A 17,887-nucleotide genomic window follows, 5' to 3' on the forward strand; every position below is an offset into this window, starting at 1 on the left:
GTCGGTGTCGGTGTCGGTGTCGGTGTCGGTGTCGGTGTCGGTGTCGGTGTCGGTGTCGGTGTCGGTGTCGGTGTCGGTGTCGGTGTCGGTGTCGGTGTCGGAAGAGCTCATGATCGAAGTCTAGTTTTGCCGCTCACCGCCGCGAATGTGACCTCTCCGGCCCCGAGTGACCGGCAGAACGGTACCTCGGGGCCGGAAAGGTCACTATGACCGCAGAAGTTGCGCGGAGACTGCGCGCCGGCTCGTTCTAGGATTACTGCATGAGCGCATCGGGCGGAAATAGGGCAATCGTGGCCGCATTCCTGGCCAACACCGGAATTGCGATCACCAAGTTCATCGCGTGGGCGTTCTCCGGGTCGTCATCGATGCTTGCCGAGTCCGTGCACTCCGTCGCTGACGCGGGAAACCAGCTGCTCCTGCTGCTCGGCGGCCGTCAGGCCAAGCGCAAGGCCGACCTGGAGCATCCGTTCGGTTACGGACGTGAACGATTTGTCTACGCGTTTGTGGTGTCGATCATCCTGTTCTCGGTCGGTGGAGTCTTCTCCATCTACGAGGGCATCAACAAGCTGCAGCACCCGCACGCGCTCGATGTTCCGTGGCTCCCGGTTCTCGTTCTTGTCATCGCGATCGTGTTGGAGTCGTTCTCCCTGCGTACGGCTGTCAGGGAATCGAACCATGTGCGCGGAGACCAGACTTGGGTGCAGTTCGTGCGGCGCGCAAAGGCTCCAGAGCTCCCGGTTGTGCTCCTCGAAGACATTGCTGCGTTGTTCGGCCTCGTGTTCGCACTCTGCGGTGTCGGACTGACCATCCTCACCGGCAACCCGGTCTGGGACGCGATCGGCACACTCTTCATCGGTGCGCTGCTCGTGCTGGTGGCAATCGTGCTCGGAATCGAGACCAAGAGCCTGCTGGTCGGCGAGGGCGCGAGCGCGAAGGATGTCGCCGCCATCGAGAAGGCAGTGATGGCAGGACCTGAGACGCGAAACATCATCCACTTGAAGACGCTCTACCTCGGGCCGGATGAGCTCCTGGTCGGGGCGAAGCTCTCGTTCGATTCTTCGAGCCGGTTCTCGGATGTCGCGGCTTCCATCAACGCCGTCGAGACACGCATCCGTGAGGCTGTTCCGGTCGCGCGCGTGATCTACATCGAACCGGATATCTATGTCGACCCGAACGAGGCGAATCCACCGACGGATGCGATCGTCATCAAGGGCCGCGAGTAGCCGTTCGGTCAGGCGCCGACCGGCTCAGTGCACACCGCTCAGTGCACGCCGATCAGCGCACGCCGCGTCGGGCGGGTTCTTCGAAGAAGTCCCTGAGCAGCTCTGAACATTCGTTCTCAGCGACACCGGCGAAGACTTCCGCGCGGTGGTTGAGGCGCCGGTCGCGCAGAACGTCGTAGACGGATCCGGAGGCTCCTGCCTTCTCGTCCCACGCGCCGAAGACGACCACCGGTATGCGGGCAGCCACGATTGCGCCCGCACACATCATGCAGGGTTCGAGTGTGACGATGAGGGTGCAGCCGGTGAGGTGCCAATCGCCGAGTGCCGCTGCTGCCTCGCGGATGGCGACGATCTCGGCGTGGGCAGTCGGATCCTGGCGCAGCTCTCGCTCGTTCCGGCCGCGGCCGATGACCGCGCCAACGGCATCCGTCACGATCGCGCCGACCGGCACGTCGCCGGTCGCCAGCGCCGCGCGCGCCTCGGTGAGCGCGGCGCGCATCCAGGCCTCGTGCAGTGCCGAATCCACGCCCACGTCGCCACCTCCCGACTCGTAGTATTGAGCCTATGCGAGTTCACGTTGCCGACCACCCGCTCATCACCCACAAGCTCACGGTGCTGCGCGACGAGAACACCCCGTCACCGATGTTCCGTGCGCTGGTCGAGGAGCTCATGACGCTGCTCGCCTACGAGGGAACCCGTGGTGTGCGCGTGGAGGATGTCACGGTCAAGACTCCGGTTGCCATGGCGCACGGCGTGAAGATCAGTGACCCAAAGCCACTGATCGTGCCGATCCTGCGCGCCGGTCTCGGCATGCTCGAGGGAATGGTCAAGCTTTTGCCGACCGCCGAGGTGGGCTTTCTCGGTCTGGCGCGCAACGAAGAGACACTGCAGCCGACGACCTATGCCGAGCGATTGCCAGACGATCTGTCCGACCGGCAGTGCTTCGTGCTCGACCCGATGCTGGCCACCGGCGGGTCGCTGATCGCGGCCATCGAGTACCTGTTCGACCGCGGGGCCGTCGACGTGACCGCGATCTGCATCCTCGCCGCGCCGGAGGGCCTCGCCGCCGTCGAGAAGGCGATGGAGGGTCGCGAAGTCACGATCGTGCTCGGCGCCGTCGACGAGCGGCTCAACGAGGTCGGCTACATCGTGCCAGGGCTCGGCGACGCCGGCGACCGCCTCTACGGACTGGTCTAGCTCTCCAACCGTGCGCGAGTGCGCCCAAATTGTCGGTCTGAGCGTCGCGAACCGACAATTTGGCCGCACGCGTGAGGCGATGACCAGGCGATGACGGATGCGCCTGCCACGCGGCCACCAACGCAGAAGCTGCGACATGCCATGCGGTCTTGGGCGAAACTTCACGAAAGTTTGAGTAATGCTGCTTTCGTCAAATCTTCTTTCGTGAAATTCGGATCGACGCCGGATCCTCCGATCCGCTCTGGGTGGCCGCGCACGTGGTGCGCGTCATTTCGCGTCACGGTCCGTCACAGAATTGACACACCACGTAATACTCGGGTTTACTCACATCCATGACTACGAACGCGTGCCCCCTGACCTCCTTCGAGGCTTCTGGGAATGCCGGCATGATGATGCCCGGCATGAGTGCTGTCATGTGTTGCCGAATGTGTCGCTGATCGCCGAGTTTTCGAACACCGACCTTTCGCCGAGTCCCGTTCCTCCGGTCTGACCGGACAGGACTCCCGGACGCTCCGCACCGCGAGCATCCGTCACACGGCCAGGCAGCCACATGACCAGCCGGCCACCAGTTCGAACCTACTGCAGTCGCATCGATCGCCGGGGTTCACCGCATCATCACACCCAAGGATTTCTCCCATGTCTCTCGCACACATCGACACCGCCCGCCCCCTTCGTTCTATCCGCCCCGACCTGTCACTCGCTGAGGCGCCGGCCGCGCCGGCACCCCGCATTCGTGCCGTGCCTGAGGGCACTGAGGCTCGCGGCTTCGTTCTCTACGTCGGTATTGACGAGGCAAAGGCGGCTGCGGCAGGAACCAGCCTTCACCGCATCGTTGAGGCCCTGAAGCTGCTCGCCTCCGATATCGCCCCGTCTGCCGAAACGTACGCTGCTGTGGCTCTCGCGCCGGAAGGCGCCGGAGGTCGCGATGTCGACGTGGTGCGGCTTGCGCTGCAGGATCCGTCGGCGCTGGCCAAGCACCGCACCGCGGATGATGAACTTGACCGGGCCCCAGGCGGCGTGGTCGTCGATATTTCCCGCAAGCGCGTGATCCTCGACAACGAGACCGCTTCGCTCACCTATAAGGAGTTCGAACTGCTGCAGTACCTGGTGTTGCGCGAGGGGCGCACGATCGAGCGTGCCGAGCTCATCTCCTCGCTGTGGAACGCTGCCGACGAAGAGGATGCGCCGAACGAGCGCACGATCGACGTGCACGTGCGCCGGCTCCGCTCCAAGCTCGGGCGCTACGAAGACATCGTGCGCACCGTGCGTGGTGTCGGTTACCGCTTCGATCGCCACGCGGATGTCTCGATCCGCCAGGCGACGACGCCAAGCCCCGATATCTTCTAGGCTGCTCGCCGCAAATCGCGCCGGCAGCGATGCGCCAAAGATTAACGGACTGAGGGCCGGTCGTAGAGGCTAACGACCGACCCTCTTCCCTTGCACCAAGAGTGTCGTGCAATCACATTTCACGTCTTCCGCCACAGCAAACGGTTGACGCACTACGAATATATAACGAATAGGTAACGGGCGCTAGTTATCCGTTCGCTATTCTTGAAATTCTTTTTCTTTCAACGATATTTTCCTTTGACGGTTCTACTCAGGCACCGGAGCTTGTGGTGGGCAGCTCCGATGAGAAGGTCAACCGTCAGCCCATGCGCTCGGCAAGGGACACGATGATCCCCTCCGGACCGCGCACGTAGGCCATCCGCCAGATGCGCTCGTATTGGCCGATGTCGCCCACCAGCCCATAGCCGTCCGCGTCGAGCCGATCGACGGCGGCATGGAGATCGTCGACCTCAAACGCCACGTTGCGCAACCCAAGTTCGTTGGCCATCGCGGTCGGTGACCCTGGTTCGTGATCGGGCCGGACGAAGCTCGATAGCTCCAGCCGGGTGCCTCCGCCTGGTGGTCCTAGCATGACGATCTGCGTGCGGGAGTCGGGGATTCCGATGACCGTGTCCAGAAACTCGCCCGGCCGATCACCGTGCGAACGAGGCGTATGCGCGTTCCTGCGCCTCGCTCATCGACTCGCCACTGTGCCCTTCGCCCTCACTCACCACGAGCCGACTTCCGGGCCAGGCGCGGTGCAGTTCCCACGCGGTCGCGAGCGGGCTGCTCACATCGAGTCGCCCGTGGATGAGCACCTCCGGGATGTGCGCGATCTCACCGATCCGGTCGAGGATGCCGCGATCGCCGAGGAACCCCGAATTCGACCAGAACCAACTGACCTGCGTCGCGAAGATGAGCCGGAACGCAGGGTCTTCGTCCCGCAGCGGCGGGAGGAGGCCAGGGGCGAGCGACATGTGAACGTCTTCCCACGTGCACCAGTCCAGGGCTGCCCTCTCCCGAACCTCGGGGTCAGGGTCGGCGAGCCGCTCGACATAAGCATCGACTACTCGCTTTCCAGGGCGCCTGCCCGACGCCTCCACGAAGGCTTCCCACTCCCGCGGGAAGATCCGTCCCACTGACTCGCTGATCCAGTCGACCTCGGCGCGACTGGTTGTTGTCACGGCGGTCAGCACGATGGCCATCACCCGGTCGGGGTGAGCCAACGCGTAGGCGAGTGCGAGAGTGGAGCCTCACGAGCCGCCGGCGACGAGCCACTGCTTGATGCCGAGAAACTCACGCACCGACTCGATGTCGCGGATGAGGCGCTCGGTGGTGAGGGCAGTCAGATCGAAGCTCGGCTCGCCGACAAGCGGACGACTGCGGCCGCATGCGCGCTGCTCGATGCCGATGATCCGCCACACGGCCGGGTCGGGTCGTCGACGATACCCTCCGGCGCCCAGACCGCTTCCCGGACCGCCGTGCAGCCAGATCATCGGCTTGCCGACAGCGTTGCCAGACTCCTCCCAGTAGAGCTGCGTGCCGTCATCGAGGTCAAGCAGGCCAGATGCGTGGGGATCCAGGGCAGGGAATGGCATCTGCTCATGTTCCCATGCGCGCACTCTGCACCGACGGCGTGGCATGCCGGGTCACCAGCGCTACGACGTGCCGTTCGTTTGAGAACGCTCCAGAACCAGGCGGATCATGCTGCTGGTCAGATCGGGATCATGTATCTGCACGTAGTGGTCGCTGCCGGTTGCGAACGCATGTGGGGTATTCGGCCTCAGTGCGACAAGTTCTTCCTGAACGTGGGGCCACGCGCGTTCGAGCGTCTCAGTCAACGCCGACGGAACCGTCGGTGCGACTGCGAATGGTTCTGTTTTGCTGATCACCGCCGCCGGCACATCCGGCAGTTGTCCACCGTTCACAATCTGGAGGATCGCTTCATCCGCGTCGACGGTCTCCCAGCCGGGCTGCTCGTCGAGTGCCGTCCCCGGCTTGTTGAGCACTGCAGCGTAGGCCGGCCACTGCTCGCCGAACTTGTCCGCGATATTCGGCCCGAAGGCATCGACGAAAACAACGCCGGCGGTCGACGACGGATGTGTTTGAGCGAACGACCGCACGATCATGCCGCCGTAGGAATGGCCGACGAACAAATACGGCCCGGGAATCCGGGCCTCGGTCATGAGGGCGTTCAGGTCCGAGACCATACTCGAGAGGGTGCGTGGCATGTCGACCGGCGTACTTCGTGTCGTCAACTCGGGTGGATTCGAATAGCGAATCGTGCCCGGCCTGTCATACATACACACGTGCGCGTATGTAGAGACCTCTGTGAACACGGGCGCCGCCGGTGAATCGCTGATCGTCCAGGTGTCGGACGAATCATGGATGCCTGACTCCAGGACGACCGTTGGCTCACCCTCGCCGGCACACTGCAGGTAGAGTTCGCGGCCGTCGCCGATCGGAATCCGACCGGCGAATTCACCGGCGAGCGGGCTCCCGGCTTCGACAGGCGGCCGGGTCGTTCCGGCAGTCGAGTCTGCCGACAAGGAGCCGGGCGTGCCCAGCCCGGTGCAGCCCGTCAATGCCGTCGACAGTGTCAGCGCCAGCAAAGCCGCCAGCGCGAAGGCCGCGCCGCACCCCGGCGATGTCAGTCGCACGAATGCGTTGAACGTTGTCATTTCGGTAGCAACCTTCGGGCCGATCGCTTTCTCGCCGGCGGCAACGCCGGGCTCTGAGCATACTCTCGTCATCGACCCAGGGGGTCGCGCGGCGGCGTGAGACGTGCAGGCCGGCCGGAAGACCTGGGCCTCCCGCAGATCAACGTCGCAATCGAAGGCACACCGGCAGCCATGTCTGGCGTGAATCGTAAGAACTGCCGATCACGGAAGCAAGGAGAGTTTCTTCACCAGCTTGTCGACGTCTTTCCTCGGGCCGACCAGGCTGATCGCGAACGGGCGCAGGCCCCCGACCGGCGTCTGCGACAGTTGCTCGAGGTATTCGTCGTAGACCCGCGTCTCCTGGGCGGCCGCCGGCATGTCGGTCACATGAACGCCGGCGGCATCCGTCGCCTTCTCGCGAATGGTCGACATCTGCTCAGCTGACGCACCCAGGATCGAGCATCCCGCCCACGGCAGTCCCGGATGGTCAACTCCGTCAGCGTCCTGCCCGTCTGGCCCCAGCAGACCGGAGACCAGCACGGATGTCGCGGCCGCAACACACACCGCAGCATTCACCTGCCGGCCCGCCGGCAACGTGTTGTCGACGATGACCACCCACTTCAGTCGGGCGAACCGGGTGGATTCGCTCGTCGTGATCTCGTCGGGCGCGAACCCGACCGGTGTGGCACTGATTGTGATCATTGCGTTCTCCATCTGCGATCTTTGCGTCATAGGCTACGCATAAGAACGGATGCTTGGAACAAGCTTCGTATTAAGTGCGCTGTTCACGGCGAGAGGACGAATATGGACGAACTTGATGCGGCAATACTGCGCGAACTGCAGCGAGATGCGCGACGGACCAATCGTGACATCGCGGCATCCGTCGGTGTCTCCCCCACCACAGCCCTCGATCGCACCAGGGCGCTCTACCGGCGCGGGGTCATTCGAGGAGCCCGGCTGGAAGTCGACCTTGCGACGATCGGCCGCCCGGTGCAGGCGCTCATCGCCGTGCGCATCAGACCCCCTTCACGGAAGAACATCGATGCCTTTCGCACCTGGGCGTCCGGCCTGAAGGAGACGATCGGCGTCTTCGTCGTCACCGGGAACGAGGACTTCCTCCTCCACGTGGCGGTCGCCGACAACGACGAGCTCTACTCCTTCGTCATCGACAAACTCACCGAGCGCGACGAGGTCGCCGACGTGCGAACGAGCGTGGTCTACGAACATGTGCGGCCGCAGGTGATCGAACCCTAGCCAGCCTTGTTGTCACAAAAGCGGGTGCCGCTCGGTCTGAGCTAGTAGATCGGCGGCAAAGCCGCTGGCGCACACGAAAGGTTGATCATGAAGATCGTCGTCATCGGCGGAACCGGGCTCATCGGCTCGAAAGTCATCACCAGGCTCACCGAACACGGCCACGAAGCAGTCGCGGCCTCCCACAACACCGGGGTCAACACCATCACCGGCGAAGGTCTTGCCGACGTTCTGGCCGGAGCCGACGTGGTCGTCGACGTCACCAACTCGCCCTCGTTCGAAGCCAAGGCCGTGCTGGACTTCTTCACGACCTCCACTACGAACCTCCTGGCCGCCGAGAAAGACGCGGGAGTCGGCCACCACGTCGCGCTCTCGATCGTTGGCGTCGAACGGCCGTCCGAAGGTGCCTACTTCATCGCCAAGGCCGCACAGGAGAAGCTCATCCGTGATTCCGGAGCGCCATACTCGATCGTTCACGCCACCCAGTTCTTCGAATTCATGGGTGCGATCGCCGACACAGCGACAGACGGTGACACCGTCACACTTCCTCCGGTGTCGTTCCAGCCGGTTGCCGCAGACGACGTCGCGAGCGCCGTCGCACGGACCGCAGCGGGAACCCCGCTGAACGGCACCGTCGACATCCCCGGGCCTGAGCGCGGGCGCTTCGACGAAATGGTCGGGCGCGTCCTGGCCTTCCGGAACGACCCTCGCGCGGTCGTCGCCGACCCTGACGCACCCTACTTCGGCGCGCGCATGGACGAGACGACCCTCGTTCCCGTGACCGACGGCCCGACGGGCGAGACGATCCTCGCCGCCTGGCTTGAGGCGTCTGCCAAGTAGACGCAGCGGCTATCCGAATCCGCAGGACACTGCGTGAGCCACTCGGCCCTCAAGTTCGCACCACGACCGGACTTCTCTATTGTTGTCACTGGAGGCATGAGAATGACAACCGATCGAGACGTTGCCGTGGCCGCCTGGGAGTCACTCTTCCGGGCGCAGGTCACCGTGATGCGCTCCCTCGCCGCGAACTGGCCCTCCCGCGAGATCTCGCTGAACGAGTACGACGTGCTCTTCAACCTGTCTCGGCAGTCAGACCGACGCATCCGTTTGCGTGATCTGAACCATCACGTGCTGCTGACCCAGCCGAGTGTCAGCCGCCTCATCGACCGCCTGGTCGCCCGCGGCTACGTCGAGAAGGAGACCGACCCGAGTGACGGCCGTGGGGCCATCATCGAGTTGACGGATGCCGGTCACGGTTTGTTCCGCCGGGTCGCCCTCGCGCACATGGGCTCGATCACCGAACGATTCGGTGACATTCTCGACAACGACGAGCTGCAGCAGCTCATGGAACTGTGCGATCGCCTGCGCGACGGAGCGCCCGTCGATCAGAGCGGGCGCAACGGCGATTCCAGCCGCGCGGCACTGTAGGGCCTGGGCGCTCTACCTGCTCAGGGCGTCATCTGCCCAACCGCTCCCGCGCGGGTCGGAGGGTGAGTAGTCACGCAGGCGCGACTTGGCGTTCAGCACAACACGCAGCGCCCGAATGAACTCGCCGGGTCCTGGCATGCTCCCGAGCGCTCGCTGGCTCATCCTGGCGAGCTCCCACCGTTGCGGGATCGGTGCCTCCAGAACCGCGACCATGGCACGCACAACCGGACTGGCAGCATCCACTTTGAGCCGCCATTTCGCGTAACTCTCTGGAATCAGGACATCCGCTGGAGACTCCCGGCCCCACGCCACCAGTAAGCCGCGCATGGCGGTCGTGCCGTGCAGCTTCTCGATCACGGCGATCAGGTCTTCGATGTCGGCCGGGGTGAAGCCCGTTGCCAATTGCGCCAGCACAAAATCGTAGCCGGAGGCGACCCGTGGAACGCCAGGAATCTTGCCGGCACCGTAGAGGGCCACGGTGAGCACGTTGGCGCCGCGGTTCAGGCTGGGAACGTTCACCGAGTCGAAGGTCAGGTTCGCTCGGCTCTCCCACAAGACGTCGAATGTGACTTCAGGGTCGGCCAGGAATCCGGGGAGCAGGTAGTAGACATCGAGTCCGCGTGCCCGCAACGGATGCCACAGGGTTGCCCGAGTGGGCGGCAGAATGCTGGTGCGCCCCTGGCTCTGGTCGATCACCCAGCCATCGGCGATCAGGGTGCGAACCAGATGCGTGGTCGAGGCCGGATCGACCAACACGGCGGCGTTGATGAGTTCGACGGGGGCTTCGAGGCCGAAGTGTTCGAGCACCGGCTCACACGCGGCAAGCGTCCTGATGCGAAGGGTCTCGCCGAGGCGGGAGACCTCGGCAACAATCTCGGCTCGATCGTCGTGCAGCGCATCTTCCTTCGTCGTTCGGCGGTGGGACGAGGGCCCTACCCCCCGCCCCACCGAGGCGATCCTTTTCAGGATCACCTTTCTCATCCAGGCGTCCCGAACTGTGCCCGGTGAGAAGCAGGAGCCGACTGGCTCGCAGCATCGGGCATGGGGAGACGCGCGTGTTGTGGGTCCGGTATCCGCGGAGGCGGGGCCGGGTCCAGGAGTTCGGGCTCCATGACCGTCTATGCCTTTCGGTTCGACAACCGAATCGAACCACGCGGCGAGTGCCTCCGCGCGGTGCCCGGTCGCGTTTGTATCTCCGGGCGCATTGCTCGGATAGATAAGGATATCTCAGCACTATCAGCTTGTGTCAGTGACCCGAACGGGGGGCCGTCACTTCCCATACTCTTCTGCACGCAGTCCTGCGATGAGGAGTTCGACTATGCGACGTGCGTCGTAGCGCACGACGAGCACGCCGCCGACGCCGTCCCACCCGCGGAGGATGCCGGAGCGCGAGGTGGCGCGTCGGTGATGCGTTCTGCTCGTACGAGGGCTCCCGATGCGATGACAGATACAACCACGACCGGCACCCCTGCGCGCGCACCCACCCCCATCGCGCCAAAGTCCAGTTCGTCGCACACGATGACGTCCGTGCCAGGCAAAACAGCCTCGACCGCTTCCGACGACCGGTGTGCAGCGTCATCGGCGAAGTAATTGGCTACAACAGCCACCTCAGCCCACGATCTACCGGGAGCAGTGAGGAGATTTCGCTACTGATGTGAACTCGGCCATCCGGGCGTGCCACCACACGTCGAAACAATCCCTCGGGTGCCGATTTAACGCCGGAGGTGCGGCCGACCAATGTAAGGTCGTGGCCTGCGTTGGCGAGTCCTCGGAGAAGTGGCAGCTGCGGAACGAGGTGACCTGCGCCACCTACGAACGAGCAAAGTACCTGCACATCTGCAATGGTAGGTCCACCTCGTGCGGGCGACCGTCTGTGTCTGAATCGTGCCCCCAAGCCGAACGCTCAGCGGGCAACCGCGGAAATTGCGGCGTGAGGTCGACTTCCCAGATCTTGACGTGTTTCTACGTCAATCACGTCAAAGCCAGCATCGTTGAGCATAGAACTCATCTCACCCACAGACCAGTAGTACGCGGTTGTGATCGCATGATCGAAGGGTTCTGCGGATTCGCCCTCGAAAAAACCAACGAGCAAGTGACCTTGCGCACCGAGCGCACGTGCGAACTCAGATAGGACTCCGGGCAGTTCCGTCGGAATCAAATGTATGAGTGAATACCAGGCGAGGACGCCGCTCAAATTTCCGTCCACAGTGCCAAGGGCACGGAGAGAGGAAACGCGAAATGTTGCTTCAGGGAATCGAGTGTGTGCGCTCTCGATGAACTCCGGAACAAGATCGATGCCGGTAATCTCGACACCCTGCTTCCTAAGGAAGTCGGTCCAATGTCCTGGTCCGCAGCCTGCATCGATTACCGCGCCGTCGATCTGCTCAGCCCACCGCTCAATGCGATGCCGGTCTCGCTCATGCATGCCATCAATTGCGCTTAGCGCGGCGGCGTATTCGGTTGCGCGTCTGGCGTAGGCCTGCCGAACTCGAATATCAGTCACTCAACAATTCTAGAGCGCGCTATCCGAACAGTTCCGCAAGGCGGACGTCGACCGGGACGCGTGCAGACGGCTTCGGACATTCTCATAATCTAGACTGTCACTGGGTCGTCGATTCCCGTAAGACCCGCCCGAGAAAATGCCCGGTCAAGGGGGCTAAACGCTACAGTCAAATCCCTGGCCGAACTGCTGCCGCCTGAGCGTTCATTGCGCAGAGGAGTATCGGGCAATCAAGCGTCTTGTGCAGGCGCGTACTGAAATATCCTGCTCCACTCTCGCCTGCGCATCCCTGGAAGATCACGGTCCGCTGTGCACGCGAGTACTGAAAATTTCAGGTGCGCATTCGGATTACTGGCGGAGGGCCAGGCCGAACAGCTCAGGGTTACGGCGCGCCGCGGCGGAGACGACGAGGTGCTCCCTGTTGATTCTGTCTCCGAAGTAGCCCGCGTACGGCAACTGGATGATCGTCGTCAGTCCGGACTTCCACGCGTCGATGAGGGCGGGCAACGATCTGCGTTCTGGTTGCTGATCAAACGGATGCTGATGGTCGTCGAGAAGGGTCATCCGCCACGCGTTGAAGGCATCCTGATCGATCCCGACCTCCCAGAATTTCGACGGCGCGGTGGACATCGCCGCCGAAAGTTCTTCATCGGTCAGGGTGTCCAGCATGCGTTGGGTTTCCACATCGGGTGCGCCGATTCCGGTTTCGAGGCGTTCGAACTGCTTCCACGCCCTCTCCCATTCCGACACCCACCGCGCCGAGATGGCCTCGTCATCGGGAAACAGCGGTTTCGCAGAGGAACCAACGTCGGGTTCTGACTCCAGCGCAGGCACGCTGCCCACCTCGAGCCGCCACGCGCTGCGCACGAAGAGCAGAAACGTCAGGTGCGGCGCATCGTCAATCGTGAGGGCCATGTCATTCGGCCACTCGCTCCCGGGAATCGGTTGCGATGCTCGCATCCGTTTACGCTCCGTCCGCGCTTCGTGCCGCTTGCCGCTTGCCGCTTGCCGCTTGCCGCCATTGTAGGGCGCGCGACTGTCAGGCGCGGCTATCGGCCACTGAATTTGGCGTTCAGAGCGGATGCCACCTGGTCCGGTTCCTCGTGCGCCATGAAATGCCCTCCCCTTCCTGGCAGGCTCCAGCTCACGATATTCGTGCACGCCCGCTCGGCGATCGACCGCGGGAAACCGACCATCCCTGGCTCGTTGCTGAGCGTGAACGCGGCGGGAACATGGATCGGCGGCCGCGGCGGGTTGTGTGCGTGGTCGTAGTACTGACGCATCGACGACCCGATCGAGCCGGTGGCCCAATAGAGAGTCACCGTGGTGAGAATGGTGTCGAAATCGAAGCGCGTGGCAAGGTCACCGTCGCAGTCGCTCCAGTCACGCAACTTGTCGACGATCCATGCCGCCAGCCCGACCGGTGAGTCGTTCAATGCTGGCGCAATCGTGTCGGGGCGGGTGATCATGATGGCGCTGTATCCGCCGTCGCGCTCGTCGTAGCTCTCTTCCGCAGCGAGGAACGCCTCTTCGTCCTGGTGCAGAGGGCGCGCATCGAAGTCGGCGGGGAAAGGAGGATGAATCATGTGGATGCCGGCAACCTGCTCCGAGTACAGCGCGCCGAGCCAGGCGACGACCGTTCCGCCAATGTCGCCGCCGAATGCGCCGTAACGTTCGTAACCGAGTTCCTCGGTCATGAGCTGGTGCAGGATGCGCGCCATCGACTCCCTGGTGAGCGGCCCGGACGGCAGCGTACTGAAGAGAAACCCCGGCAGCGACGGGATAACGACATCACAGGCATCCGCCGGGTCACCTCCGAACCTGGCGGGGTCGGTGAGGCGGTCGGCCAGCTGCAGCATCTCGATGAAGCTGCTCGGCCAGCCGTGCGCGAGCAGGATGGGAGGCTGCGCCTCGCCGCCGCTCACCGCCCTGAGGTGCACAAAATGAAGGTCGCCGGCATCCGTGTGCGCGATGAACTGGGGGTAAGAGTTCAGCCATTGCTCGCGGGAGCGCCAATCGAACGAGTCGCGCCAGTAATCGACGAGGCCGCGCAGATACGCGGGATCGGCGCCCGCCTTCCAGGGGGTGGGGTCGGATGGCGGCGTGAAGCGACTTCGAGCGACACGTTCATCAAGGTCGACGAGGATGCCGCCGTCGAGTCGGATGCGGAACGGAGTGAGCGTCATAGGCTCTCAGCCTGCCGCGCGGCGACCCCGTTGTACAGGGCGGACGATTTCGGACTGCTCGATCCGCAGTGTTCGACGGGGAGAATTCGCCTGTCTCAGCCGAAGAGCGCGGCCGGGCCCTCCAGGAAGCCGAGCTGGGCGCTGATCACGAAGACCCCGACCAGCACGACGAGCACGCCGCCGACCATCACCCAGTCTGCCGCGACCAGCGGAACCGGCCGCCAGGTCGACCGCGGCGATAACCCGAGCCCGCGCGACTCAAGCGACTGCGCCATCCGTTCGCCCTTCCGCACCGAGACGACCAGCAGGGAGAACGCGGCTCGCGCCAGCGCGCCGACCCCGCGCGGCAGGGTGCCATCCGACCGCAACGGGGCGCGCACCGCGTGCGCCTGCCGAATTGTCACCCACTCCCGTGGCATCTCCTGCAGCATCCGGTAGCCGGCGAGAATCGCGTAGGTGAGGCGCGCGCCGAGCCTGGCATGCTGGTGCAGGCTCGTCATGAGCGATACGGGCTCGGTGGTCAGAGCGAAGGCGACCGACAGGATGCCGATGACAAGGGTACGCAACGCCAACGATCCGCCAATGACGAGGCCCTCGACGCTCACCCTCAGAATGCCGGCTTCCCAGAGAATCTCACCTGGGCGACTCAGCGCGTTGACAACAAGCAGACCGGCACCGAAGGCGACAAACGGCAATTGCGCCAGCAACAGGGTACGAGTACGGATGCGTGCGGTGGCCACGACGGCGGCGGCCGCGAGCAGGTAGAGCACGGCCGGCGTCACCGGATCGAGAATGAACACGAGACCGGCTGACACCACGAAGAGGAGCGCCAGTTTGAGAGTGGGATTGCGCCGGGCGAGCGGGCCGGTCAAGGGCGTGCGGGGCACGGATGTCGCGGGCCTTCCCATGCCGGCAACGGCCGGAACCACGATCGGCGGCGCGCTCATGCGTAAACGCCCGCCGCACTGACCGCACGATCGAGTCGCGCAAGCACCCGCTGGACCCGTTCGTCTGAACCGCACTCCGTGAGCAGAAAGTCGAGCAACGGCGGCAAGGACAGCCCCGCTCGCTCGAGCACGTTTCGGCGGCGCAGCGTTTCTACCGTCGGCCCATCAGCGATGACGGTGCCCCCGGCGAGAACAATCACCCGGTCGGCGAGAGCCGACACCGTGCGAAGGTCATGGCTGGCGAAAAGCACGCCGCGGCCGTCTGCTGCGGCCGCCCGCAGAGCGGCGATAGCCGAGATCGTGTCTCGCCGATCGAGCCCGAATGTCGGTTCATCGGCCAGAAGCACTGGCCGGTCGTGGGCGAGCATTGCCGCAAGACTGAGGCGCCGCTTCTCGCCCCCAGACAATCGAAACGGGTTTCGCGCGGCGAGATGGCCCAGCCGGTGCCGGGCGAGAATGTCATCAACGTGCTCGGCGTCAAGTCCCGGCAGCCCGTGCGCGATCTCGTCGCGCACGGTGTTCGCCACGAACTGGTGCTCAGGGTTCTGGAACACCAGGCCGGGCCTGGCTCCGGTCACCGTGCCGCGCGCTGCCGGAAGCAGCCCGGCAAGCGTCAGCAGCAGCGATGTCTTCCCGCTGCCGTTCGCGCCAAGGAGCGCGACGATCTCACCCCGCCTCAGCCGGAGGTTCACATCATGGAGGATGGCCCCCTCTACGTCGACAACGGATGCCGTGCGGTGACGACGCCGCACGGGTTGAGCGCTTCGGGAGATGACCAGTTCGTCAGCCATCAGAAGCGTGTCAGCGTTATCGCGTGCTGTGCTGCGCTCCTGTTCCCGGCCGACCCCTCCGCTTTCGACTCCTCCGCTTTCGACTCCGAGCGCGATCACCGCGTGCCGCGCTGCCGCAGATCGGAGTCCGCCTGCCACCCCGGTTACAGCCAGCAATTCGGATTCCAGCGGCAGCCAGCATCCGTTTTCATTGAGGGTCGACGCGTGGGCCTCGAGAACCTGGGCGGTCGGGCCGTCTGCCAGCACCCGGCCGCTCTCGCCGAGCACCAACGCTCGCGGCGGGAGACCGGCAATGCCCGCCGCACCGGCGAAGTCGTCAATGCGGTGCTCGACGAGCACCACTGCCGGGCCATAGTCGGCCGTCGCTTCGTTGAGGGCATCGCGAACGGCGGCAACCCCAGCGGGGTCAAGCATCGACGTCGGCTCATCGAGCAGGAGCAACGCCGGTTCGGCGATGAGGGCCGCGGCCAGGGCGACACGCTGGCCCTCGCCGCCGGAGAGCCGGCTGGTCTCGCGTTCACGCAACGCCGAGGCTCCAACTGTCGTGAGCGCGCGATCGATGCGCGGCGAGATCTCGTCCGGGAGCACCGCACGATTCTCGAGCGGCAACCCGAGCTCCTGGTCAACGGCAGGCAGGCAGATGCCCGACGACGGGTCTCACGCCAGCACTCCCACCTGGCGTGAGAGCTCCACCACCGGGGCGTCCCTGGTGTCGACTCCGCTCACCCGAACGACGCCGCCCAGTTCAGCGGTTAGCGAGTGCGGAATCACCCCGGTGATGGCCTGCAGAAGGGTCGACTTCCCAGACCCCGACGCGCCGAGGACGATGACACGCTCGCCGGGACCGAGCCTCAGTGAGACGCCAGCGAGCACGGGCGCGCGCTGCCGGGGAAAGCGCACCGACACCTCGTCGAGGTGCAGAACCGGCTCGATCTGACCTATCGGCTCAGCGTTGACGAACGGCTCAGCGCTGACGAACGGCTCAGCGGGACGCATGATCATCGCCGAGCCGGGCCCGACCGATCGCGAAGTTGTCGACGACACCCGTCTTGACCAGGCCGTCGACGATCAACTTCGCGAGCAGCCCACCAAGAATCACGCCGGAGACCAGTTGGATGGCAAGCCGAATGAGAAACAGGTCCTGTCCGTACCATCCAGACCGGAAGGCGGAGTAGAAGAAGACGAACCCTGCGCCGAGCAGGCCCGAGAGAGCGTAGGTCAGCCAGGAGTAGTTGCGGTAGCGGGTGAGCGCGAACGGCAGTTCGCTGCCCGCGCCCTGGAGTGCCGCTGCCACGAAGAGCAACGGGCCAACTGCGGAGCCGAGGAAGACGACCTCAATGACGGATGCGATGACCTCGGCCATCACGCCGGCAAACGGGCGCCGCACGATCGCGACGGCGATCGGGGCAACGATCAGCCAGGCGCCGAGCAAAAAGTGCTGGGCGAGGTCGCCGGCTGGGCCCATCAGGATGGACAGGGCCGTCCAGGCCTGCACGAAGACCCAGTAGAGAAAGCCGAAGACAACGCCGAGCACGACCAGGAGTACGAGGTCCTTGAGGGTCCAAGCGAATGGGTTGGCCTTTGTGCGGTTGTTGGCGGTGTTGTTCGCCCGGTTCGGGGCAGGGGAGAGCGGGGTCGACATGATCTGGCGTCCTCTCCGGCTCAGGAGGAGCTCGCGGCTGCGGCCGCGGGGCTCGTGCTCGACGGGCTGTTAATCGACACCGTCGCGTGCGTCGCCACGTGCTGCACGGTGCGCCCGACCAGGATCCAACCGGCAGCAATGGCCTGCAGCACCTGCGCGAGGTCGCCCTCCAGTCGGGTCACGAAGTGCTCGGTGTGCACCGAGATCCCAGTGGACTTCGCGTAGTCGATGGCCGCGTAGATGTCGCGCATGTGATCGGGTGCCGCGTTGCCGTCAACGGATGCCGCGGCCACATCGGCGAGCGGGTACAGGGCCCACTCCCCCACGGCATGCACGCCGGTCGGCGGCAGTTCCGATATCTCCGAGTAGAGGGCGGCGCCCGCTGCCGGAAGTTCACAGGTCGCTTCGCCTGGGCAGCCGCGGGAGAGCAGCAGCGACGCAGAGACATGATGACCGGCGCGGCCGGCGGCGCTGATGACCTGGCTCAGATAGCGCAGGATGTCTGCCTCACCGCCAGAGACATAGGTGCTGACGGCGCCGGTCTCGGTTGCCAGCCCCGTGGCATCCGCTGCCCGTATGGCACTGAGAATGACGTTGACGTAGTCGTCGCTCATGACGGAAAGCGTCAGGCGAGCGCCGACGCCGAACTCCCGCGGAGTGGCGACGAGCGTGGTGCTTGCCTGGGAGGTGGGTGTGGTGGTGTGCATGTCGCGCCCTTCAGTCGTTAAACGGGGGC

General features: G+C 64.6%; 19 protein-coding genes and 2 pseudogenes. 6 read left to right on the forward strand and 15 right to left on the reverse strand.

What is annotated here, in order from left to right:
* Positions 1-260 precede the first annotated feature (260 nt).
* Positions 261-1,223, forward strand: coding sequence for a cation diffusion facilitator family transporter (locus tag K323_RS0122305; RefSeq protein WP_022887478.1), 963 nt, complete (start codon positions 261-263; stop codon positions 1,221-1,223).
* A 52-nt stretch (positions 1,224-1,275) separates the two neighbouring features.
* Here the strand turns inward: K323_RS0122305 and tadA are convergent, their stop codons facing one another.
* Positions 1,276-1,755, reverse strand: coding sequence for a tRNA adenosine(34) deaminase TadA (gene tadA / locus K323_RS0122310; RefSeq protein WP_022887479.1), 480 nt, complete (start codon positions 1,753-1,755; stop codon positions 1,276-1,278).
* A gap of 32 nt (positions 1,756-1,787) precedes the next feature.
* On the opposite strand from tadA, the gene upp reads away from it, so the two are divergent.
* Positions 1,788-2,420: a uracil phosphoribosyltransferase gene (upp, locus tag K323_RS0122315; RefSeq protein WP_022887480.1), complete on the forward strand. Its 633-nt coding sequence runs from the start codon at positions 1,788-1,790 to the stop codon at positions 2,418-2,420.
* A 636-nt stretch (positions 2,421-3,056) separates the two neighbouring features.
* On the forward strand, positions 3,057-3,767 hold the full coding sequence (locus tag K323_RS0122330) for a winged helix-turn-helix domain-containing protein (RefSeq protein WP_022887483.1): 711 nt from the start codon (positions 3,057-3,059) through the stop codon (positions 3,765-3,767).
* A gap of 298 nt (positions 3,768-4,065) precedes the next feature.
* Here the strand turns inward: K323_RS0122330 and K323_RS28085 are convergent, their stop codons facing one another.
* The 5 genes and pseudogenes from K323_RS28085 to K323_RS0122350 form a co-directional block, all read right to left on the reverse strand.
* A complete protein-coding gene (locus tag K323_RS28085) occupies positions 4,066-4,338 on the reverse strand; it encodes a VOC family protein (protein ID WP_022887484.1) in 273 nt (90 codons plus the stop codon).
* A gap of 61 nt (positions 4,339-4,399) precedes the next feature.
* A pseudogene (locus K323_RS30795) lies at positions 4,400-4,987 on the reverse strand (alpha/beta hydrolase family protein); the annotation flags it as partial.
* Between the two features lie 12 nt (positions 4,988-4,999).
* Positions 5,000-5,344, reverse strand: a complete 345-nt coding sequence (locus K323_RS30800) for an alpha/beta hydrolase family protein (RefSeq protein ID WP_342663026.1) — start codon at positions 5,342-5,344, stop codon at positions 5,000-5,002.
* A gap of 60 nt (positions 5,345-5,404) precedes the next feature.
* On the reverse strand, positions 5,405-6,427 hold the full coding sequence (locus K323_RS29215) for an alpha/beta fold hydrolase (RefSeq protein WP_022887485.1): 1,023 nt from the start codon (positions 6,425-6,427) through the stop codon (positions 5,405-5,407).
* Between the two features lie 201 nt (positions 6,428-6,628).
* Entirely contained in the window at positions 6,629-7,108 is a 480-nt protein-coding gene (locus tag K323_RS0122350; protein WP_022887486.1) for a DUF2000 domain-containing protein, read from the reverse strand.
* Between the two features lie 102 nt (positions 7,109-7,210).
* Between K323_RS0122350 and K323_RS0122355 the strand changes: the two genes are divergently transcribed.
* The 3 genes from K323_RS0122355 to K323_RS28100 all read left to right on the forward strand — a co-directional run bounded on the left by K323_RS0122355 (position 7,211) and on the right by K323_RS28100 (position 9,085).
* The gene (locus tag K323_RS0122355) at positions 7,211-7,660 is read left to right on the forward strand and encodes an Lrp/AsnC family transcriptional regulator (RefSeq protein ID WP_022887487.1); all 450 of its coding nucleotides are present in this window, start codon (positions 7,211-7,213) and stop codon (positions 7,658-7,660) included.
* Positions 7,661-7,747: 87 nt separating this feature from the next.
* A complete protein-coding gene (locus tag K323_RS0122360) occupies positions 7,748-8,497 on the forward strand; it encodes an SDR family oxidoreductase (RefSeq protein WP_022887488.1) in 750 nt (249 codons plus the stop codon).
* 102 nt (positions 8,498-8,599) lie between these two features.
* The gene (locus tag K323_RS28100) at positions 8,600-9,085 is read left to right on the forward strand and encodes a MarR family winged helix-turn-helix transcriptional regulator (RefSeq protein WP_022887489.1); all 486 of its coding nucleotides are present in this window, start codon (positions 8,600-8,602) and stop codon (positions 9,083-9,085) included.
* Positions 9,086-9,097: 12 nt separating this feature from the next.
* Here the strand turns inward: K323_RS28100 and K323_RS0122370 are convergent, their stop codons facing one another.
* The 9 genes and pseudogenes from K323_RS0122370 to K323_RS28115 all read right to left on the reverse strand — a co-directional run bounded on the left by K323_RS0122370 (position 9,098) and on the right by K323_RS28115 (position 17,858).
* Positions 9,098-10,033 (reverse strand): hypothetical protein, encoded by a 936-nt coding sequence (locus K323_RS0122370; protein WP_157509550.1) that lies wholly within the window; start codon positions 10,031-10,033, stop codon positions 9,098-9,100.
* Between the two features lie 955 nt (positions 10,034-10,988).
* On the reverse strand, positions 10,989-11,588 hold the full coding sequence (locus K323_RS0122380) for a class I SAM-dependent methyltransferase (protein ID WP_022887492.1): 600 nt from the start codon (positions 11,586-11,588) through the stop codon (positions 10,989-10,991).
* 345 nt (positions 11,589-11,933) lie between these two features.
* The gene (locus K323_RS0122385) at positions 11,934-12,500 is read right to left on the reverse strand and encodes a hypothetical protein (protein WP_022887493.1); all 567 of its coding nucleotides are present in this window, start codon (positions 12,498-12,500) and stop codon (positions 11,934-11,936) included.
* Between the two features lie 134 nt (positions 12,501-12,634).
* The gene (locus K323_RS0122390; protein ID WP_022887494.1) at positions 12,635-13,771 is read right to left on the reverse strand and encodes an epoxide hydrolase family protein; all 1,137 of its coding nucleotides are present in this window, start codon (positions 13,769-13,771) and stop codon (positions 12,635-12,637) included.
* Between the two features lie 95 nt (positions 13,772-13,866).
* Positions 13,867-14,718 (reverse strand): energy-coupling factor transporter transmembrane component T family protein, encoded by an 852-nt coding sequence (locus K323_RS0122395; RefSeq protein WP_022887495.1) that lies wholly within the window; start codon positions 14,716-14,718, stop codon positions 13,867-13,869.
* On the reverse strand, positions 14,715-15,923 hold the full coding sequence (locus tag K323_RS30605; protein WP_342663027.1) for an ATP-binding cassette domain-containing protein: 1,209 nt from the start codon (positions 15,921-15,923) through the stop codon (positions 14,715-14,717). The genes K323_RS0122395 and K323_RS30605 overlap by 4 nt, the downstream gene beginning before the upstream one ends.
* A 12-nt stretch (positions 15,924-15,935) precedes the next feature.
* Positions 15,936-16,511, reverse strand: a pseudogene (locus tag K323_RS30610) (ABC transporter ATP-binding protein); the annotation flags it as partial.
* Positions 16,492-17,151 carry an ECF transporter S component gene (locus K323_RS28110; protein ID WP_022887498.1) on the reverse strand — a complete coding sequence of 220 codons (660 nt, stop codon included), beginning with the start codon at positions 17,149-17,151 and terminating at the stop codon, positions 16,492-16,494. The pseudogene K323_RS30610 and the gene K323_RS28110, both read right to left, overlap by 20 nt.
* 20 nt (positions 17,152-17,171) lie before the next feature.
* On the reverse strand, positions 17,172-17,858 hold the full coding sequence (locus tag K323_RS28115) for a YkoF family thiamine/hydroxymethylpyrimidine-binding protein (RefSeq protein ID WP_022887499.1): 687 nt from the start codon (positions 17,856-17,858) through the stop codon (positions 17,172-17,174).
* Positions 17,859-17,887: the final 29 nt, after the last annotated feature.

This window comes from Glaciibacter superstes DSM 21135, assembly GCF_000421145.1.
GTDB lineage: Bacteria > Actinomycetota > Actinomycetes > Actinomycetales > Microbacteriaceae > Cryobacterium > Cryobacterium superstes.